Here is an 18,908-nt window from a genome sequence, read left to right as displayed (position 1 = left end):
AATTTACACCCCCAAAATCGCAGCAAGCGCCGTGCTTATGTCACCGATAGCTGCGGTGATTGCTTTGTTCTGCACCGGATTCGCACTTGTTTCAGACAAGGCCAAATCAACGAGAACGCCACCCAAAAAAGAGTTGGTTGCTTGTTTAAGATATAAACCATTCTCATCTATTTCTAATCCTGCGCCTCCAACCTGGTCTCGATTCAATTTAATTCTTAATCCTGCGTTGTCTTGCTCATTAATAATCCCTCCGCGCGGATCGATGGATTCAAATTGATAACCAATAAATTTGGTATAAAGCTTCCCATCGTTTCCGATTCCTACGGCTTCGGTCTGTTCTGCGGTTTTTGCTACACCAACAATGCCACCGCGCGAATTATTTGAGGCCGCTCTAACGTAAATACCGTTCGATTCGATCATTAAACCTGGACCATTATTAAGCGAAGTATAAGTTTTAATGCCTAATCCAGTGTCGGTTTTTTTTAATCCTCCGTTCGGGTCAATCGTGACATCTGTTTCTGGCATGTCCCGCCACTCTGCTCCACCATTTCCAGTGCTGACGATGATCTGCCCTATTTCGCCTCCCGGCGGCACTCCTGCACCGGATGGGCCTGCTGGGCCTTGCAATCCGGTTGCGCCCGTTTCTCCCTTCGGGCCTTGCGGTCCGGTTAAGCCTTGCGGTCCGGTTGCACCCGTTTCTCCCTTCGGACCTTGCGGACCAATCGGGCCAACATTTCCACGCGGAATGGTGAACTTAAAAATCGGATTTGTGCCCGTTCCGGTGTTTTCGACTTTAGCTTCTGTTCCAGGTTCACCGGTCACGGCCGTCGCTGAAATGGCGATCCCTTCCGTTTTTAAATAAGACTGAACAAATGCGGAGACTTGTTGCTGCCAGATGTCCTTTGGAGGCAGCACGACAGACGAGCCGGGCGCGTCTACCACGATCAAAGAAAGTGGATGAGTCACGATTAATTCATTCTCTTTCGCAAACCCGACGCTTATCATCATCGTCCCGTTTTGTTTGAAGCATTCTTCAGGAATGACGATTGCGCCATCCATTACAGGAACAGAAACATTTAAATAAACAAGATCACAGGTCGGATAAGCAATTTGCGCGGTTGCTGCATAGCCCGAATAAGCCGGATCAGCAGAAAAGTCAATTTGAATGTTCGCGGAATGCTGAGCCGGAAGAATGCCGATATCGCTGCTAAGCGTCAGACCCTGCTGGGTAATCGTCCCGAATTTCATCATTTCTTTCCTCCTTCATTTTTTCAATTTGGTTCTGCAGCTGGATATGAACGGTGTCTAGAACAAGCTCACAAACCTCCAACGCAAGACCGCTGTCATTGATTGATTTAACAATATTAAATTTTAGCTTTTCGATTCTTTGCTTCAATTCAGTCATCGTTTAAACCTCCCCGCACAAGATCATCTCTCCGTTAATCGTCTTCCAAACGCAGCGCCGTGCAACACCACCAGAGCGGATGACGACGTAATAATTCTGGCTGACTAAATTTAAAGAATTATTTCCAGAAACGGTTAAATTTCCACCGGTGTCCGTATATATTTGCGAAGTCCCGCCCGTGTTTGAACTGATCGTAAACGTTCCATTTTCTTTAAAGTAGATCCCACACTTTTGATTGCCGTTTGAATCGTAATTCGTAATATTTAAAAAGGTATTACCACCGTCGCATCCCATTACAAAAGAATTGGCTGCATTTTTTGTCCCTGGTACATAATTCCACAAATTTATATCGCTTTTTAAGCCTGCCGTTGAAAGTTGAATTGAATTGACCTCGTTTCCTTCATCATTGTTATCTAACCGGATCGCATTCCAATCATCTTGAGATATTAAACTAACTTTATTAGCGTCTTGATCCTGCATTGATCGGTTGGTTAGATAAAAAAGAGAATTGTTGCTGCTGCGATACATTAATATCTGATTGGCAAGAATATTTGAAGTTCCGCGATTTTCCGCTCTGAATTCTCCGGATGTATTGAAATGAATCTTTCCTGAGCCTGTAAACTGAATTCCACCATTATCCGGCGTAGTGTTTGCGACAACATTTGCACCATCAGGATCACCAAATGTTATCACTGACCCAAAAATCGAAAGCGCATAAATTGCGTTAGCGGAAAGCGAATTAAATACAGCATCCCCATCTGCTGTGAACCCTGCTGACCATGTTTTCCCATAGTCTTTCGACACGGCGAATCCTGATGAATTTATAGTCCACTGATACTGGCTTTCTGCTAGTGTTGGTTTATTGTGTAAATAAATTTGATATCCACCATCAGTTCCAACAGGTTTCCGCGTAACAAAAAGACCAAGACCATTCGCGATAATTCCGGTAAACGCCGCAATCGTTCCATCAAGAAAGCCGGTCGCCTGTTCAATTTGACTTTTATTTTCTTCCGGGATTGCAATGATCGTTCCTTCAAGCGTACTCTTTGCGTCTCCAATTTCGATAGAAATGTACCTTTCCAGAAGCGAATCATAAACATATTTGATCATCTTAGCTTGAGCACTTATCCCGAGTTTATCAAACTTCACTCTTACCGTGTCGCATAATCCAAGTTTAAGCAAAGGCAACACTTCTTTAAATTCATCAAACTGCGATAAATCAACAAAAGAAACAGAAATTGAAATTTTCGGTGAAATCAAATCATTTTTTGATATATACTCTTGAGCCTTTGCATTGATTTCTTCTTTTGTAGGCGGGACATCTTCGCCGCTTTCATTTGTATTTTGAAATTCAGAAGACAGATCAAGATTTAAAATTTTATGCTCATCCGTTGATATAATGGTTTGAAGGTCTCCGACAATCGCTTTTTGATTTGAATCGATAATGTACGGAAATACTGCAGTATACATCGATTCAATGTTTTCTTCCTGATTAATGTCAATCAAATTTTTACCATAAGCGATAGTTAGTCCATTGTCTTTTCCTCGATTGGCCAAAAGTGACACTTTGTTATTATCCCATTTTAATTCCCCTCCAAATACATCAATCATCGACCCTTCTTGCCCACCCATCAACGCGCGGAAGCTCTGCGGCTTGTCGTTGATAAATGAACTTGTTGAATTTGTAATATCTGTAAACAAAGAAAAATCATTCCCACCAATCATGGACGATTTAATCCGTGCAAATGTTGCTGCAGCTCCGTTTGATTCAAACGGAAGCACCGATACCTTTGATAAATCGTAGCTGATATGATTTGCATAAACGGTAATATTCCCTCGAATGGGCTTCGAGACTTTTTGAATTCTAAACATCTGTTGAGGGTCATCCGGATTAGATTTAACTCGGATGACTCTGCCTGGTTTAATGTCAGAAAAGTGATCACCTTCGACAGGATAGTCAAGTTCAAGCGTATAAGGTCCATTTCTTTCTTCGGTCACTTCGCATCGGACACATCCAGTCAAACGGCCAATCCCATTAGTCTTGTCGTTAACAAGTTGATGAATTGTTTCTGTTGAATCTAATAATATCGGAATCATAAACGCCACCACCTTGGAATAATATAAGAATTCATCGATTCAGGAATTAAAATTGAATTAATGCCAGGAATCAAAATTGGGTATGATCCGGTCGTCAATTCAAGATCGCCGTTTAAATTTAAATTGCCATTTTTTGAATATGCTTCTTGAATATCGCAATCGATTACGACGCCATTTTCATTCTTTTTAAGGTTAACGATTTCACCATTTATATTTATTTCACCGGTTCCTGAAAGGACAACGATCAATGGAAGCGACGTTTGAAAAGTCGGATTATTTAAAATCGTTTCTGTTTTTAGATCGATTTTGCTTTCTCCTGATTTCAAAAAGCGCTGCGGCTTGCAATTAAATGAAATTGTGAAATTTCCCGATTTATTTTGAAACGGGTCACTTTCAAACGGGCCAGCATAAGACGCCATTCTGAATTCGTCTGGATGATACGAATCTTCTAGCCGATGATAAAAAGGGTCTTTTAACATAACATTTCTGAAATCGCTAGATCTGTTTGGAAAATGTCCGAAAATGAAAGCCGGATATTGAATTATTACATTATTGAACTTACCCAAATCGCGAATCAGATCGCCATTTCTTCCGGGAACACTGATTCGCTCAATCGCTCTTTCTGGCGAATTGTAAGTTCCGGATCCGGATATTTGAATTCCAAGCGTTAACGAAGAAACAGAATTAAAAGAAAAGTAATTGTAAATTAAAGGTTTAATCATGCAAACACACCTCTTTTTGTTTGTATCTTTTGATCTATAATTTCTGCGACTCTATCAGCGATTAGTCTTTCATCCTGACCTTCGGCAGCGTAAACATTTACATTAATCGAACCTGAGAAACCGGATGAAGGTGTATTCAACGAAGCAACAGATGGAGACCCAACATCAATTATCATACTTGAAGCAATGTTAGAAATCGCGGATTCAATCATCCACTCAGAATTCCTAAGACCCTTCGCCATTCCTCCAACGAAGTCGGGCATCCACTTTTCGTACTCCCGCAGCGGGCCGACATCCGGGCGAGAAAAGTGAAGCCATCCGGCAATCGTGTTGGCGATTCCGGAAACAGCGTCGACCACTCCGCCGACCATGGATTTAATGCCGTTGATGAACCCTTGAATCATATCTTTTCCCCAATTGACCGCTTGGGATGGAAGTGACTTGATCCAATCAATAGCGCCGCTAATGCCGCCCTTGGCCGCTTCTTTGACTTGTCCGGCCATACTCTTTATTCCATTTCCAACGCCGCTTAATATTTTAGAGCCAAGATTGAGCCAATTCACAGCCATTAACGTATCCCAAATTGCGGAAACGATTTGCGGAATGTTTTCAATGATCGTTGGAATATTCGAGATAATACCGGAAACCAGAGTATAAATAATTTCAACACCCGCGGAAAGAATTTTCGGCATATTGTCGTTGATCGTATTTGCAAATTCGGAAATAATCAGCGGAACCTGAGAAATAAAATCGGGAAGCGCCGCGACAATTCCCTGCGCGATCGATTTCATCATGGATATACCATTTTCAATCAATATACCCACATTGGATCGGAATCCTTGAGCAAAACTCAAAAGTGCTTGCAATCCATTTTGAATCATAGTGGGCAAGTTTTCCTGAATATACGACGTTAAATTTTGAAACAAGGTCATTGCTGTTTCGCCCAGATCAGGAAGCGAAGATAAAATTCCATCCGAAATTGAAGAAATAATTTCCCCGCCGAACGAAATCATGTCAGGAAGGTAGGAAACAAAATTGGAAACAAGTTTTTTTATAGCTGGCTGAATATTGGAAAGCATTGTTTTTACGGATTGAGATAGATTCTTCATGCTTCCTTCGATATTCTCTCCTGATACCAAAGCCATAAGAAAATCAGACCATGAAGCCTTTGCGGCCGCAGCGCTTCCGCTTATTGTTTCTGTCGCTTCCGCTGCGGTTGTGCCTGTAATTTGCATTTCGGTTTGTATTTCATGAATCGCCTGAACGATATCCGAATAGCTGGAAATATCATATTGAATACCGCTCAGCTTTTGAGCGTCATTCAATAGACGTTCCATTTCTTCCTTGGTTCCGCCATATCCAAGCTTCAAATTATCCAGCATCGTATAATTTTGTTTTGCGAATCCGGAATACGCATTCTGAATCATTTCAATGGATGTTCCCATTTTATTCGCATTATCAGCCATATCTGTAATCGCTAAATTTGTAAGATCAGCTGCTTTTTGTGTGTCGCCTCCAAGCGAAGAGATCATGGAAGCCGCTGTTGATGTCGCCTGCTCCATGTAATCATTGGCAGACAGTCCCACGTCTTTCCATGCTTTTTTTGCATTTTGCATAACCGTTTCCATTGAATCTCCAAAAAGAGTTTCAATGCCGCCGGTCAATTGTTCATAGTCAGCAAAAGAAGAAATCGCTTGCTTACCAGCGTCAACAAGCGCATCTTTCATCTTTCCGATTGCGCTGGTTACTGCCCCGATTCCGGCAGTAATCGCGCTCCCGATGACATGCGCTCGAATCATATCTCCAAGATTCACGGCACTTTCCCCGGCACTGTCTTCAGCATTTCCGAGGTTTTTCAATTCTCTTTCCATGTTGTTCAACTCAGCGGTCGCATTGTTTAACTGATTTTGCCATTTCAGCGTTCTCGTGTCATTTTCCCCAAATTTGGCCGCCGATTCCTGTAATCCTTTTGATAATTTATCAATCAGTGACTTTTGAGCATCAATCTGTTTGTTCAGCACCTGAGCTTTTGCGACGTTTTTTTCCGTCGCTTTGGTGTTGTTATCAAAAGCAGAGGTCACAGCTTTCATTTCGCTTCCAAGCGTTCTTGTTTGCTGGATGATGTTGTTTAATTCTTGACGAAATTCTTTTTCACCATCTATACCAATTCTAGGGCCGATATTGGCTGCCATCGTTCCACCTCCCTCTATATAAAAATTTGAGGATGTTATTTCAATCGAATAACATCCTCAAATTTTGACCTTTTCTTTTTAGGAATTAAAATTCCTGATTCAATTTGTTTGCATGTGATCATGTCCAGCATTTCGCCATAAAGCGAAAATAAGATTTCATTTTTACTCATTCCAATTCTATAACCATAAAAAAGAATCCATCTTTTTGTTAATTTTATCGGTCTTCTGTTTTTTCTTCCTTTTTTTTTGGCTCTTCTGTTTCAATCTCTGTTTTATTTCCAATTGTCATTGCTTTCAAAACTTCGGATTCAAGCAATTTCATCTCCGCCATATTCAGAAATCGAAAGTCTTCTTTTTCCAAATATTCGGCATGATAAGACGGATTCTCGTAGGCACGATGATCTTCATATCCTTTATTCAAAGCGATCGCGATATTTATAATCGTGTCCGCATTGGCTAATGTTCCGCCCATGATTTCACTAAGATTAGCTATATCATTATCGCGGCACATTCTTGAAACTTCTTCATGACTTTGAACATTAAATTCAAATAAGCGTTCTTTACCCTTTATTTTCATTTAGCTTATCCCCATTTTTGTTTTTAACGCCGATAAGGCTTCATCTTCACTTGCAAAGTCTTTTCCTTCCCATTTCCAATCGTGGGTCGAATTGTCAGATCTCATTGTTGAAGCAGTCAGTTCTTGAGTTTGCCAGTCAATTTCCTCTCCTTGCGTCTCTGCGCCGGTTGAAGCCTCTTGGAATTTGTTTTTTAAGATAATAATCGGCTGATAAATATCATTACCATTTGATCTTGATTTCACAATGAAGCCAATGCTTACATACGGTGTCTTCTGTTCATCGCCAAACGCCGTCCATCCGTCTTCACCCGCTACAGGAAGACCGTAAATCAACTTCTTTGCAGCAATAAATAAGCCATCTACAGTTAACGTGGTCGTTCCGCCTGTGAATCTTCCGGAATCCGTTTCGGCAAGCTGATTGTCTGCGTAGAAATTATTATCATCAGAAGACTCTGGCTCAATTTGGACAGAAACGCCACGAGCAAGAACAGTAGGCGTACCAAATTTAATCGTTCCTCCCTCGGCTGAATAAGTTGCTACGTAAGGGTTAGAAAATCCGATTGTTACTTTTCCGGCAGCATATTGTGCAGTCATTTTTTTACCTCCTTATTCATTATTTTTTTTATTTGTTCGTCGAGTTGTTTTTCTATTTCTTTTTCAACTTTTTTTCTGTTTTTACGGATTGCTTTATCCATAAACTGTGTCTTTTCTCGAAAAGATGTTCCTGAATTGATCGACCTTGCGATCATTGCGTTTGGCTGTCCGTTCGGAAATTTTTTTGTTTTTACGCTGTTATAGCCGTCAAACCCGATTTTCGCTGAGATAATCCCATCTCTTTCTTTCATCGGCGAAATGCCAAGGCTATCTTGAAGACCTTCTTTTTGTTTAGAAGTGAGCCCTTTCAATTTTTTGTTTTCAGTGCCTATTTCTTTCGGCGAAACGATCGGAAGATTATCCACTTCTTTTTTTATCGCATCCGCCATGATTCCGGCAGCCGGATAAATAGCTCTTCTTATGATCTCATCTGAATTTACCTGCATTTTTTTAAGCATAGACAAATAAGAATTGATCGCCTCATTGTTTACAATCCATCTTGCCACTATATCTCGAAGCTCCATTCATAATGGATCAACTCAGTTTCTTCTTCGTATTGAACAGATTCAAGCTCAAACGATGGAAGATGAAAAAGAAAATCCTGAATTTCATCAATTCGCGGATCAAATTCTTCCTTTGTAAAAAGATCGATTATTCCCGCTATCGTTTGTTCTTCTTTTCGGTTTCCTCCATAAAAGCTTGAACCTTCTCCATTCTCTGCCCAAACTATAAACGGCGCCTCTTGATGAACCGGTCTAAAATAGTGATAACAAGTTGAAATTTCAGAAATAGAAGATTGAAAACTTTTTAATTTATCATTCAAGGATTTCATAGAATTTCTCCAATCTTGACAGTGTTAAATCAAACACTTTATTTCCATCGTCATCGGTTAGCGGCTGAACATTATCCAGACGAAACTGATCTCCATTTTCATTTTCCTGTCCATCATAAAAACTAAGAATAACATAATCGCCAATTTTCGGCCTTGTTCCTAAATTCAAAATTCTTGCAACAAAATCGATTTTTTGATTTGCACCAGCAGCCATATATTGACGAGAATAGCTTATCGATCTTTCGCCAAAATAGCATTTTAAATAAGGCGCTAATTTTTCTTTAGGCTTTCCACCTGGTTTAGTTTTATCAATGATTTTACAGATCTGAATCAAACCTGAATCCAGCGTAGTCGTTTCCATTTTTTATTCACTCGCTTTCGCTTTTTGACTAAATAAAAGATTGTTTAACCTCCACCTTAACATTCTCGGCATTCCATTCTGCGGTGCTGATCTTCTCCGATATAAGTAAGCAGCATACATCGCGACCGTTTGAGCATGATCTATATCATTTAAATCTAATTGAATGCCTTCACGGGTGATCTCCGTCTTTGCGACGGAGATCAAATTTTTTATGAAGGCTTCCGTTTGTGGAGGCGGATTATATAAAGGAATATCCATGACCACAAGCGTATAAATTAATTCTTCCGGATTCATGCGCTATAAGAAACATTCACCGTATAAACACGGCTTGAATTTCCATTTTTTACGGTTACGGTTAACGGATGAGACCCATCAGTGAATGTTACGGTGGAACCATTCTTGACATTCTTTCCATTATAAGCCAGAGCTACAGAAGCATTTGCGTTTTTAGGTGTAGCCGTTACTGCTGCCGTTGCTGCAGAAGCAGTCATCGAATAGGTTAAAACATCGGAATCAAATGTCGGCGCTAAAGTCTGACCAGCAACAGTCAAGCTATCTAAATCTGCATCGTTAGCTGTATCTGCTGGAAACGGAATCGAAGTTGTCGGTGTTGTTCCATTAATGTTGATAGCAACAAATGCTTGAGGAATAATAGGCGATCCATCCGCACGTTCCTTTCCGCGGAATACGGTGTTATCCTGAATAAACTGAACAGACCGATCATATTCAATCTGCATTCCAGCTCGCTGAACCCACAGATACAAGTCTCCGTAACCTCCGACGATATCATAGTCCGGCATAAATTCAAGAATGACGATGTCGCCTGTAATAACCGGCAACGTATCAGAAACACCCGCGACAATCGCGCCAGTTGCAGTAAACGTGATTGCCTTTGACTGCAATGCAGCCAGTGTTTTTGAATTCATTGCCCAGAATTTATTTCCTCGTGCATATCGATTTGTAATAGTTGCTGTCGCTGTGACTAACGCTGACCAGAATGCAGCGCCAGTTGTAGCAGATGGGATGTTCAGAATGTTAGACGTACTTAAATTTGTCCATTCCGGTGCGCTTGCCGGATAACCATCTGGTTTCTGAGTCTGCGCCAAACGAGTTACGATACCAAGCGGCATATGAGAAGCTGAACCTAATCCATACAAGATTGCCTTATCCTTGGCAAGACCGATAGATTCAGAAATCATTTCAACGATGTAAGATGCTAATTCAATATCGGAATCTTCCAGTAAAGAATTGCAAACTGGAATGAACCCAGCAACCTTGTAACCGTCTAATGTAATTTGACCAAACGAGAATGTAAGTTCATTAATCGCAGCGCACATTTCAGTCCAGATCGCTTCCGGCACGAGCCCGGCGATCGTCTGACGAGCTTCGCCGCGAACCGTTCTAACTCGTACGCGATCGATCAACTTTGAATAACGATACATATTTTCGGCGATTAAATCTAAGAAAACGACAGGAATCGTTAACGACCCGCCTTGCAAATCTCGCTTGTTTTTTCCGGCTTCGCGGATTTCGTTTAAGAATTTTTTTACATCGTCTCTCTGCATCCACATTTCTCGAGTTTCATGAGGAATGAGATCCATGGCGCGAATGTTTTTCTGTGCGGTTCTAATTGTGTTTCGGATGTTCATTTGATTTCCCCCTCTTTCTTCTTTCTTTTTTTCTTCTTTTCTCTCTGTTGGTGCTTTCTTTTCTTCTTCATCAAGCTCTGCTTCCAGACTTTCAATATCTGCTGAAAGCTTGTTTTTTTCTGTTTCGTGTTTTTGCTTTTCCTCGTCGAACGCTTCAACTTCTTCATTGACTGTTGTCATTTCTTCGTCTGTTGTCGCTTCTGAAATCGCGGTTTCAAGCTCGGCTTCCCTCGTTTCAAATTCAGTATCTTTTTTTCGCAATTCTTCTAACTGTTTTTTTAAATTGTCGATTTTTCGTTTTAACATCAGTGTTTTAAGCATTTTCTTTTTCTCCTTTCAGCTTTTTGAGCATAGAAAAACGCCAGGATTCGATCTGACGTTTTTTGATGTTTTCAATTTCGTTTTTTCGTGCTTGCACAGATGTCGCTTCATACGCCGGAAAGGTAACGACAGAAACCTCATAAAGTCGAACTTTTTTAATTTTCCAAACAGTAGGATTCCCATCTGAATATTCGATATCTTCATCAACAATATCGAATCCAAATGAGCATTGATCAACATCTCCGCGTTTCACTCGCTCATAAAGGTTAACGGCATCTTGATCGCTTCCATTGATCAAGATAGAACCCCACAAACCATAGTCATCTTCCCGCAGTTCTAACGTTCCGGCGGTTGTTCTTCCTAAGACAAGCGTGCTATCATGATTGATCAATGCGCGTACATCTTTTTTCGTTTCTCCGTCGAACGCACCCGGAAGCACAACTTCATAGGCTCCATCCCATAATTCATATCGAGAATTAAAAACTGAAAAGTAGCCTTCGATTCTCATTTCTCCATTTTCTTCCCTTGTTTTAAAGTTTTCATTTTTCAAAGTTAATGTTCTTTTTTCCATTTATTCACCCCCGTTCAATTTACTTTGATCCCCCACTTTGCTTAGTGGGATGTAATTTTCCAAGATTCGTAACTCATCAAGACCTTCACGCGGTGACATTCCAATCCAATCTCGCGCCTCATTTCCGGTCATTATTCCTCTTTCGTATTGAGAATCGGCAACTTCTGCTAAGTCCCGAATGTCGTAATTGTAAAGACTTCTTGAATTAAATCTAAAAAACCAATCCGGATTTAAAAGAAGTTTTCTTGTTAATTCTTGCTCAATATTTTTTGCAAGAGGCATAATCCGAGATGAAATGAAATTGTTCCATTCATCCCTTTTAAACTCTCCAACACCCAAAACAAAAGCCGGAATTCCAAGAATTCCAGCAACTGTTTTTTTATCAAGCTGAATCATTTCAGAAAGCGCCAAATCGGAAAGGGTCAGCGGCTTAACTTGCTCGATTGAAAACTGTTCAGCCGGAATGAGCCACGGTTCACCAGCTCGGCCGGTGTTGACGTATTCATCAAGCAGCTTTCTTCGTCCTTCTTTCCCAGCGAATTCTTCGGTCAGCGCATCGACTTTAACGATTAAAGATGGTTTCCATTTTGATTCCATGAACCCTTTCTGCGTTTCAGTTCCTTGTTTCAATGTTTGTGCAACATCAGATAAGGCAATCTGATACCCTTCGCCCTTCCACGGATAATAAGAACCAGGATTCAAAACAAAGTGAAGAATATCATCAGGATCATATAAATCACCGTTAATCGACACTTTATAATCCCACAAACCATCCGGGATAAATGCTGCCATCGCTGGTGGAATTGGTTGAAGGTTTTTAAGAATTCCTCTCCGCGTTTCCGGATAAACGACGGCGTTTCCATCACCTTCGATCATCATCGTTCGTATAATCCAAACTATAAAGTTCATTCGCGTCATGTTTCTATTCGGATCAATATCAATCTTTCTTGACAATTCATTTTTTACGCGGACATCTCCATTTTCTTTGTTTTCCATTAAATGAATGGTCATTGATCCGATTAATCTTGCGATCGTGTCAACCGCGGAAATGATTTCTGGGTTATGCGCCAAGCTTGTATATCCTGAACAAGTCAACGTTTCAAACGCGTCGCTGCTGCACAAATAAAATCCGTTTTCGCTATTTCTTTTATTTTTTGGTTCAGCCCGAATGTTTTTCTTTTTTTTCTTTGACATTTATTCACCCCCACCATTGCGCCGCTGCTTTAGCGCGGTCTAAGTTATCTAAATACCTTACGCAGCCAAAAACAGAAGCGTCAAATAAATCGATTCTCGTTGTTTTTCCTATTTTTTCAAAGTGGACTAAATCATCCGTCTTTTCAATTGCATGAACGTTGGCAACGCAATATTCATAAGCGTCGGAATGAAGGTAATACAAATTCCCATCTTTCGCGCTTTTTTCAATATATCTGAATCCTTCTGATTTTACATAAGAATACTGAGGCTGATCGACAACATTAAATCCATTTGATTTCATCAAGGTAAAAAATTCTCGCGCAAACTTTCTATCTTGCCCGATCTGCTCAATCCTAAATCCTTGACGACGCATCGATTTAAACCATTCAACCACATCTCCAGCATTAACTGTCGGAGTGTTGCACATAGTCAGCCATCCATCGTCAGCCCATCCGAAAAGCGGTATGTTATCTTCATCCGCTTTTCTCACAGCCATAACGACAGGGAAAAAAGCGTGCGTTATAACGATGTCCACACCTTTATAATGGCCGAACAAAGCTGCGGCCGTTAAATCATAAAGACGCGACAAATCTGCGCCGCCGTACCACTTAATCGGAAGTTTCGCTAATTCTTCTATCGTCCAATTGTACTTTTTGTCAGAAGATCTAAACTCTTCAATGTCAAACCACGCCCGCATTGCGTTTGTGTAGACATTAAGACTTCGGCTGATATAGTCTTTCCTTTGTTGTGGATCATTCTGAGCTTGCATCGCGTCGTTCATCATGTCGGACGGGCGAATCGTTACTCCGTAAGAAGGATTCGCTTTTTCGTGCTGTTCTGGATTCAAGAAGTCTACATTCCCTTTATCGTCAGCATCAGCATGAGAAACAAAACAGAAAAAGGCATCATCTTTCGCAAGGCCGTCAAGAACTTTTTCAGCATACTGAAGGCGCTGATAACCAAACGAATTCACGTTATCTCCCGCTGTCGTTATGCCGATCATCAGCTTATTTGTGTAAGCTTTCATTGCTTCTTTGAAACGGTTGTACTGCGCCGCTTTTTTGAAAGCGTGAATCTCGTCGCAAATCGCAATGTTACAATTAAACGAATCCTGCGCATCCGGGTTTGCTGCCATAGCGTCAATCCTAAGCGATCCGGAAGTTCTTCCATTGTTATCATAGAAATTCAATTCAATTGAATGTTCCATGTTGTTGTCATGAATTGCTGTTCCTTCCTCCTGATCAATACCATAATAGCGAACCGAATAAAGAATATCATCGAATGCTTCCATCGCCTGTTTCAACGCCGCTGCAGAGATGTAAATGCGCGCCCCCGATTTTCGTTCAAGAATCCCAAGCGCGAACGCTAAGCCAGCGACGAACAGAGTTTTTCCATTTTTTCGAGGGATATAAATAAACGCTTCATTGATCCTGCGGATGTTGCTTCCTTTCCAATACCAGCCGACAAGGTTATACACAATGAACATTTGAAAAGGTTGAAGGATTAGAGGTTTGTTCATAAGCGGCTGGCCTTCCAGCGTCTCTCCTTGCTTGTGAACAATTAACTTTTGAATCAACATGATCACAAGATCAGGATCTCTTGTCCTCAGCTCAATGTCGTCTCGGTTAAGGTCATCCAAAAAGCGTTTGCATTCTCTGACATTTCCACCCGCTTTCACTTTTCCTGAGACGACATTTTTCGCGTATTGGATTACTTGATCTTTAAATTTAGAACCCATTTAGCGCCTCCGCAAGAACTGATTTTTTTTTCTGCTTCATCGACTTTTCATCAATCTTTTTTAATCCCGATGGCGTTAGTCCAAGATCGCGCCAATAAGAAAGCGCCGTTTTTGTTAAGCTGTCAATCAGTGATAATTCTGGGTTCTTAATGGGGACAGCTCCTGCTGGCGTCGATTTCATAATGACGCTTTTGCTTCCTGATTTTTTAAATTGTTTCATCGCTGTTTCCCTTAATTCCATGATCTCCGCAAGCTGATTGATCGGCTCATCAAAAAAGGGACGATAAGTCCCAGCTTGCTCACATGCTGCAATGATCTTCTTTTTATATCCTGCTTTTTTCACTTTATCGTCTCCTTTCTGCTTTTTAATTGTCAAAAAATTCGACCGGAGAGGGAAGAGTAAACCCTTTCCAGTAGAAACTGCCACGGAGGGTCATAGCGCCAAGGGGGGGGCTATTCCCTTTTGATCATTTGATTCATTCTATCAATAGCTGCTTGATAGTCGATTTTGTTTTTTATTGCTGCTTTATACATCAGTTTCTTTCCTTCTTCGGTTAACCCGCCTGTCTTTCTATCGTGCATTTTCCCGTGGTTAGTTAGACTTAAACTTATTAAATTCCATAAGCACAATTCATATTCTGGAAAGAATTCGCGCGGAAAGATATGGTGAACGCATTGTGCTTGATCGGGCATGGCCTTATATCTCTTTGAGATCTGACACTGATAACCATCCCTTCTCAATGCCTTGCTGCTTACGTTTTTCCAAGAAGTTCTATCGTAAAAAAGATCGTGCTGCTTTCTTAAATAGTTCATCTTTTATAACCTCAAAAATAAAAAGCATATCCATTTTTCGATATGCTTCATTCAATTTCTACAATACCATATTATCATCAAATTCGCTTTACTGAGTAAAGAATTTAAATAAAGCCAATCAGAGCTTCTTTCATTCTTGAATACATTGTCGGCTTCGTCATGCCATATTGAGCCGCAACAATTTCAGAGGGTTTTTTGTTGATATAAAGGTCGGTGATTACCATCATCATTGATGGGTCAATTTGTGAAAGAATTCTGTTTACTCGGTTTATTCTTGAAGCATATTCTTTTTTTAAATTTAAAAGCTCTTCTTCTTTTTCCATTAATTCCAACCGATTGTCCTTGTATATAGCATTTTCATATCGAAGATCTGACGTGCTTATTCCAGAAACTCCCTGCATCTTATAAGCAAGATCTTCTAGCTTTTCGTTGATTTCAATTAATTCTTTTGTCAGGTATTTCAAAGACCTGCAATCTCTTTTAAATTGCTCGAACTTCTCTCTTTCTCCGTTCATTTGCCTTTCTATTTGCTGGAAAGATAACCAGTATATTATCTTTCCAGCACGTTTCCTTCCTTTCTGCCTTTTGTTAAGGTTTATTTTGCTATTTTTGATTCATGAATACTTTTCGGAATTTTTGGCCTGTTTTTCAGCTTCAAATTCACACTTTATTTCCGCATTTTGTTTGTGCGTTGTAGCGTCAACCGGCTGAAGCATGAACTTAAGAAGTTTATCAGAATCACAACAGATTCCGTTTATTTCACATGTCAAACAATCGCCCGAGAAATAACACTCATTCGCGTTGGCGATCGTAAGACAAATCTCGTTTATGTACTTTTCAACATTCTTCATTCTCTAACTCCCCTGGAACATTTTAGTTCTTCTCGTTCAGCAATCCGCATCTTATCTTTTGCCCGTTTGATCCTCTCGTCCACCGCTATCCCCCCCCAGTCACTTCTATCAACTCTGACCGATACCGTTTTTTAAATTTGCGCCCTTGTTTGATGCTGTGGTACGCCGCAGCAAGCCACATATCGAAGAAGGCAGCGATCTCCGGAACCGTACCAATAAACACACATAGATCATTATCCTTGGTGTCGTACAAGGCATATATTTTTGTGCTCTTCCTCGCCATCCGTCAACCTCCTTAGAATCGTTCGCACGCGGTTTTTATTTTTCTCTTAGTAAGATTACCTTTTTTTCAAGAATGTTGCTAGAATCCCCATTTCCGGCCGCCACAATTCATTTCTGCGCATTCAGCTGCTCGCAGCTTGCGCCTGAGTCGTGCCAGATGTCGCTGCAGGTCTCTTTTGCGCATCGGCGACGTTGTGTTGCTGATCTGTTTTTGCGTGGCCAGGATGGCCGCTTGGAGCTCAGAGGCGGTCATGACCACGCCCATAAGATCGCACTAGCGGTCATAATTACAACAATTGCGATCCAAATTTGAAACGACAATCTGTCTAAATCACAGTCTTCCAATTCAATCCAAGACCACATCAAAAATACAATGATCCCCATCACTATAATGGCTGCCCTTATTACCATTTTCAACTCAGTGACATCCATCACCTGTCACCTCCCATCCGATCAATCAGCAGCACGAGCACCACAAACACGACGGCGAGTAGTGCGGGGATCATTGATTGCCGCTCCAATCCAATGCCTGACCGCAATGCTTACAATACAAGTCCCCATCAAACGGGTGTACTCTTCCTCCGCATTCATATTCTTCCAAATCAAAATCTTCGATGTACTCCATCGCATGATCGCATAAGAAATTTAACGCTTCTTGATATTTATTCATTCTTCAACCTGATTTCTGTAAAAACGGTTTTCTTCAAATTCTTCTAATAAATCAATTTTATCATGTGTTACAGTCATAGCTTCATAATTTATCTTTCCGTTTAAATCTTCATAGAAATTCATCAAGCACCAACCATACACTTCACACCAATACCATTCTCCATCTTCAAGCTCTTTAAATTTCAACGGAGGATTGTCAAAGTGTTTATTTATTAGTTTTTCTAGGTTTGATATATGCTTCATAATTCTTGGAGAATGAAAGCTTATATATCTTGGAGTATGTAAAAGAAAACTGTCTTTTAATTCTTTAGTTGCTTTTAAACATTCTTCTTTTGTAAGTTTCTTTTCATCAATCATCGTTCGACCACCTCCAACAGTTCGACTCGTTCACATCTGATTTTCCCATCCGAGTTGTACGGGACACAAACTCCGCAAAGCCATTCCCAGCGAATTAAGACCTTCCAGATCTCGCCTTTGTAGTTGTTTTTAACAAATTCCAGCGGTGCGACGTTTATTCCACATCCGCAAGCATTGCATCTATCAAAGTTCACATTCTCATTAATCACCGATCCGGCAATGATATTCCAACTTCCCGGCGGTTTGCGTTCACCGCCAAACGTTTTATACGCGATATATCCATCTTTTGTTTTTTTAAAGTTTCTTTCCATGAAGTCAACCGCAGCTAATATTCCTTTAGATCCACTCAGGTTAGCGTATCTCAGGTTAGCGCCACTCAGGTCAGCGTTGCTCAGGTCAGCGCCACTCAGGTCAGCGTTGCTCAGGTCAGCGTATCTCAGGTTAGCGTATCTCAGGTTAGCGTTGCTCAGGTCAGCGTATCTCAGGTTAGCGTATCTCAGGTTAGCGCGTTCTCCGCCTTCTTCATCTAAAAGCCAGTTTTTATGGTTTTCCAATATTCTGTTCAGTTCTTTTTTATTCATCATTACTCACCCCCATGCATCGCTTTTATATCGCGATTCTTCCTTTCTTTTTAAGTTTTCGGCTTGCTGTCGTAATCCGAGATTTTCACGATCCAGCTTTTTGATTCTTCCCTTTTTTCTGATTTCTTAAATTTGATCATTTGTCTAACACTTCCAATACAAATCCGTTGTCTTCGCTTTCTGAATGAATGCAGCAATTTAACCCATACGCCTTTAATGCGTTGATGAGCTTCTTATTGCCTCCTAACTTCTTAACCCTCAACGGATTCATGTAGACGTTTCCAAATCTTGCAAGGTGAGGGATAACATAATCGGTCAAAAATATTTCATTTTTACTCAATTTTGGCGGTAGGCAATCGCATATCTTTTGATCATATTCGATTTTTAAGTTTGTCGCCGCTTTTATCTTTCGCCATGTGAAAATCGTTCCGTTAAACCGGCCGGATGCGATTTGCGCGAAGGTATTGTGGTTAATCCCACACATCCTAGCAAACTCCGCATGGTTCATTCCCCTTTCTCTTTCATATTCGTAAACAAGTTTGATATTCTTTTCAAATTGTTCTCTTTTTATCGTATACGCTGATGATGGCATCTATATTCACCTCTCTTTTTTTTATTCAGTTTTCGTTTATTTTTTTTCATCTTCAATAAAGTCAAACAAAGATGGAATATCTTTTTTTATCTCAGCTCTTCTGCAATAACCCACGCCGTCCCGGAAGTAATCTTCGTTCAATTCAATCCCATATCCTTTTCGACCAAGTTTAATGGCGCTCATCGGGACCGTAAACAAGCCTGCAAACGGATCAAGAACAAGATCTCCTGGATTGCTATATCGGTTAATGATCCGCTCAACGATATCTAACTGAAGCGGACAGACGTGCATTTGAAGTCTACGCCGGCTCTGCTCGGTGTTGAGCGTCCGCATCCGGTTGATATCGTCCCAGACTTCGTCGGTCCAGCTTCCAGGCGCGACAACCATGAACGTCGCAGGCAGCTTATTGTTCTGGTCTAGTTTTTTTGCCAGTTCGACATGTTCTTCATAACTATACACAGATTCGCGCGAATATTTTCGATATGCTTTCTGAAGATTTGAAACCGGAAT

The 18,908-nt window shown here is 40.8% G+C and carries 23 protein-coding genes; all 23 read right to left on the bottom strand.

The features are described 5' to 3' along the window. Positions 1–3 precede the first annotated feature (3 nt). Complete coding sequence (locus tag AC5OW4_RS03680) at positions 4–1,251, bottom strand: hypothetical protein (protein ID WP_493676672.1); 1,248 nt, start codon at positions 1,249–1,251, stop codon at positions 4–6. Beyond that, positions 1,208–1,405 carry a hypothetical protein gene (locus AC5OW4_RS03675; protein WP_195397581.1) on the bottom strand — a complete coding sequence of 66 codons (198 nt, stop codon included), beginning with the start codon at positions 1,403–1,405 and terminating at the stop codon, positions 1,208–1,210. The genes AC5OW4_RS03680 and AC5OW4_RS03675 overlap by 44 nt, the downstream gene beginning before the upstream one ends. Before the next feature lie 3 nt (positions 1,406–1,408). After that, positions 1,409–3,502, bottom strand: coding sequence for a phage tail spike protein (locus AC5OW4_RS03670; protein WP_195397582.1), 2,094 nt, complete (start codon positions 3,500–3,502; stop codon positions 1,409–1,411). After that, entirely contained in the window at positions 3,499–4,224 is a 726-nt protein-coding gene (locus AC5OW4_RS03665) for a hypothetical protein (protein WP_195397583.1), read from the bottom strand. Before AC5OW4_RS03665 ends, AC5OW4_RS03670 begins: the two co-directional genes overlap by 4 nt. Continuing rightward, a complete protein-coding gene (locus tag AC5OW4_RS03660) occupies positions 4,221–6,416 on the bottom strand; it encodes a phage tail protein (protein ID WP_493676671.1) in 2,196 nt (731 codons plus the stop codon). Before AC5OW4_RS03660 ends, AC5OW4_RS03665 begins: the two co-directional genes overlap by 4 nt. A 214-nt stretch (positions 6,417–6,630) precedes the next feature. Continuing rightward, entirely contained in the window at positions 6,631–6,993 is a 363-nt protein-coding gene (locus tag AC5OW4_RS03655; RefSeq protein WP_493676670.1) for a hypothetical protein, read from the bottom strand. Further along, positions 6,994–7,587 carry a major tail protein gene (locus tag AC5OW4_RS03650; RefSeq protein WP_493676669.1) on the bottom strand — a complete coding sequence of 198 codons (594 nt, stop codon included), beginning with the start codon at positions 7,585–7,587 and terminating at the stop codon, positions 6,994–6,996. After that, entirely contained in the window at positions 7,584–8,093 is a 510-nt protein-coding gene (locus AC5OW4_RS03645) for an HK97-gp10 family putative phage morphogenesis protein (RefSeq protein ID WP_493676668.1), read from the bottom strand. Before AC5OW4_RS03645 ends, AC5OW4_RS03650 begins: the two co-directional genes overlap by 4 nt. Next, positions 8,093–8,419, bottom strand: coding sequence for a hypothetical protein (locus AC5OW4_RS03640; RefSeq protein WP_195397589.1), 327 nt, complete (start codon positions 8,417–8,419; stop codon positions 8,093–8,095). The genes AC5OW4_RS03645 and AC5OW4_RS03640 overlap by 1 nt, the downstream gene beginning before the upstream one ends. Next, positions 8,403–8,780: a hypothetical protein gene (locus AC5OW4_RS03635; protein WP_493676667.1), complete on the bottom strand. Its 378-nt coding sequence runs from the start codon at positions 8,778–8,780 to the stop codon at positions 8,403–8,405. Before AC5OW4_RS03635 ends, AC5OW4_RS03640 begins: the two co-directional genes overlap by 17 nt. A 290-nt stretch (positions 8,781–9,070) precedes the next feature. Beyond that, positions 9,071–10,750 (bottom strand): phage major capsid protein, encoded by a 1,680-nt coding sequence (locus AC5OW4_RS03630; protein ID WP_493676666.1) that lies wholly within the window; start codon positions 10,748–10,750, stop codon positions 9,071–9,073. Beyond that, on the bottom strand, positions 10,743–11,321 hold the full coding sequence (locus AC5OW4_RS03625) for an HK97 family phage prohead protease (protein WP_493676664.1): 579 nt from the start codon (positions 11,319–11,321) through the stop codon (positions 10,743–10,745). Before AC5OW4_RS03625 ends, AC5OW4_RS03630 begins: the two co-directional genes overlap by 8 nt. Further along, positions 11,322–12,515, bottom strand: a complete 1,194-nt coding sequence (locus AC5OW4_RS03620; RefSeq protein WP_493676663.1) for a phage portal protein — start codon at positions 12,513–12,515, stop codon at positions 11,322–11,324. 4 nt (positions 12,516–12,519) lie between these two features. Then, on the bottom strand, positions 12,520–14,253 hold the full coding sequence (locus AC5OW4_RS03615; RefSeq protein WP_493676662.1) for a terminase large subunit: 1,734 nt from the start codon (positions 14,251–14,253) through the stop codon (positions 12,520–12,522). Continuing rightward, positions 14,243–14,596: a P27 family phage terminase small subunit gene (locus AC5OW4_RS03610; RefSeq protein WP_373116535.1), complete on the bottom strand. Its 354-nt coding sequence runs from the start codon at positions 14,594–14,596 to the stop codon at positions 14,243–14,245. Before AC5OW4_RS03610 ends, AC5OW4_RS03615 begins: the two co-directional genes overlap by 11 nt. 110 nt (positions 14,597–14,706) lie before the next feature. Continuing rightward, positions 14,707–15,066: an HNH endonuclease gene (locus tag AC5OW4_RS03605; protein ID WP_493676661.1), complete on the bottom strand. Its 360-nt coding sequence runs from the start codon at positions 15,064–15,066 to the stop codon at positions 14,707–14,709. A gap of 104 nt (positions 15,067–15,170) precedes the next feature. Next, on the bottom strand, positions 15,171–15,530 hold the full coding sequence (locus AC5OW4_RS03600) for a hypothetical protein (protein ID WP_493676660.1): 360 nt from the start codon (positions 15,528–15,530) through the stop codon (positions 15,171–15,173). A 472-nt stretch (positions 15,531–16,002) separates the two neighbouring features. Then, positions 16,003–16,200, bottom strand: a complete 198-nt coding sequence (locus tag AC5OW4_RS03595) for a hypothetical protein (protein WP_493676659.1) — start codon at positions 16,198–16,200, stop codon at positions 16,003–16,005. Between the two features lie 501 nt (positions 16,201–16,701). After that, entirely contained in the window at positions 16,702–16,869 is a 168-nt protein-coding gene (locus AC5OW4_RS03590) for a hypothetical protein (RefSeq protein WP_493676658.1), read from the bottom strand. Then, the gene (locus AC5OW4_RS03585; RefSeq protein WP_072682821.1) at positions 16,866–17,225 is read right to left on the bottom strand and encodes a hypothetical protein; all 360 of its coding nucleotides are present in this window, start codon (positions 17,223–17,225) and stop codon (positions 16,866–16,868) included. Before AC5OW4_RS03585 ends, AC5OW4_RS03590 begins: the two co-directional genes overlap by 4 nt. Continuing rightward, the gene (locus AC5OW4_RS03580) at positions 17,222–17,806 is read right to left on the bottom strand and encodes a pentapeptide repeat-containing protein (RefSeq protein WP_493676657.1); all 585 of its coding nucleotides are present in this window, start codon (positions 17,804–17,806) and stop codon (positions 17,222–17,224) included. The genes AC5OW4_RS03585 and AC5OW4_RS03580 overlap by 4 nt, the downstream gene beginning before the upstream one ends. Before the next feature lie 136 nt (positions 17,807–17,942). Continuing rightward, positions 17,943–18,398 carry a hypothetical protein gene (locus AC5OW4_RS03575; RefSeq protein WP_493676656.1) on the bottom strand — a complete coding sequence of 152 codons (456 nt, stop codon included), beginning with the start codon at positions 18,396–18,398 and terminating at the stop codon, positions 17,943–17,945. 36 nt (positions 18,399–18,434) lie between these two features. Further along, positions 18,435–18,908 (bottom strand): DNA methyltransferase (locus AC5OW4_RS03570; RefSeq protein WP_493676655.1); only part of this gene is annotated, 474 nt, incomplete at its 5' end.

The organism is Holdemania sp., assembly GCF_986127675.1.
Note: the sequence above shows the minus strand (reverse complement) of the source record. Positions and strands in the feature narration are given on the sequence as shown.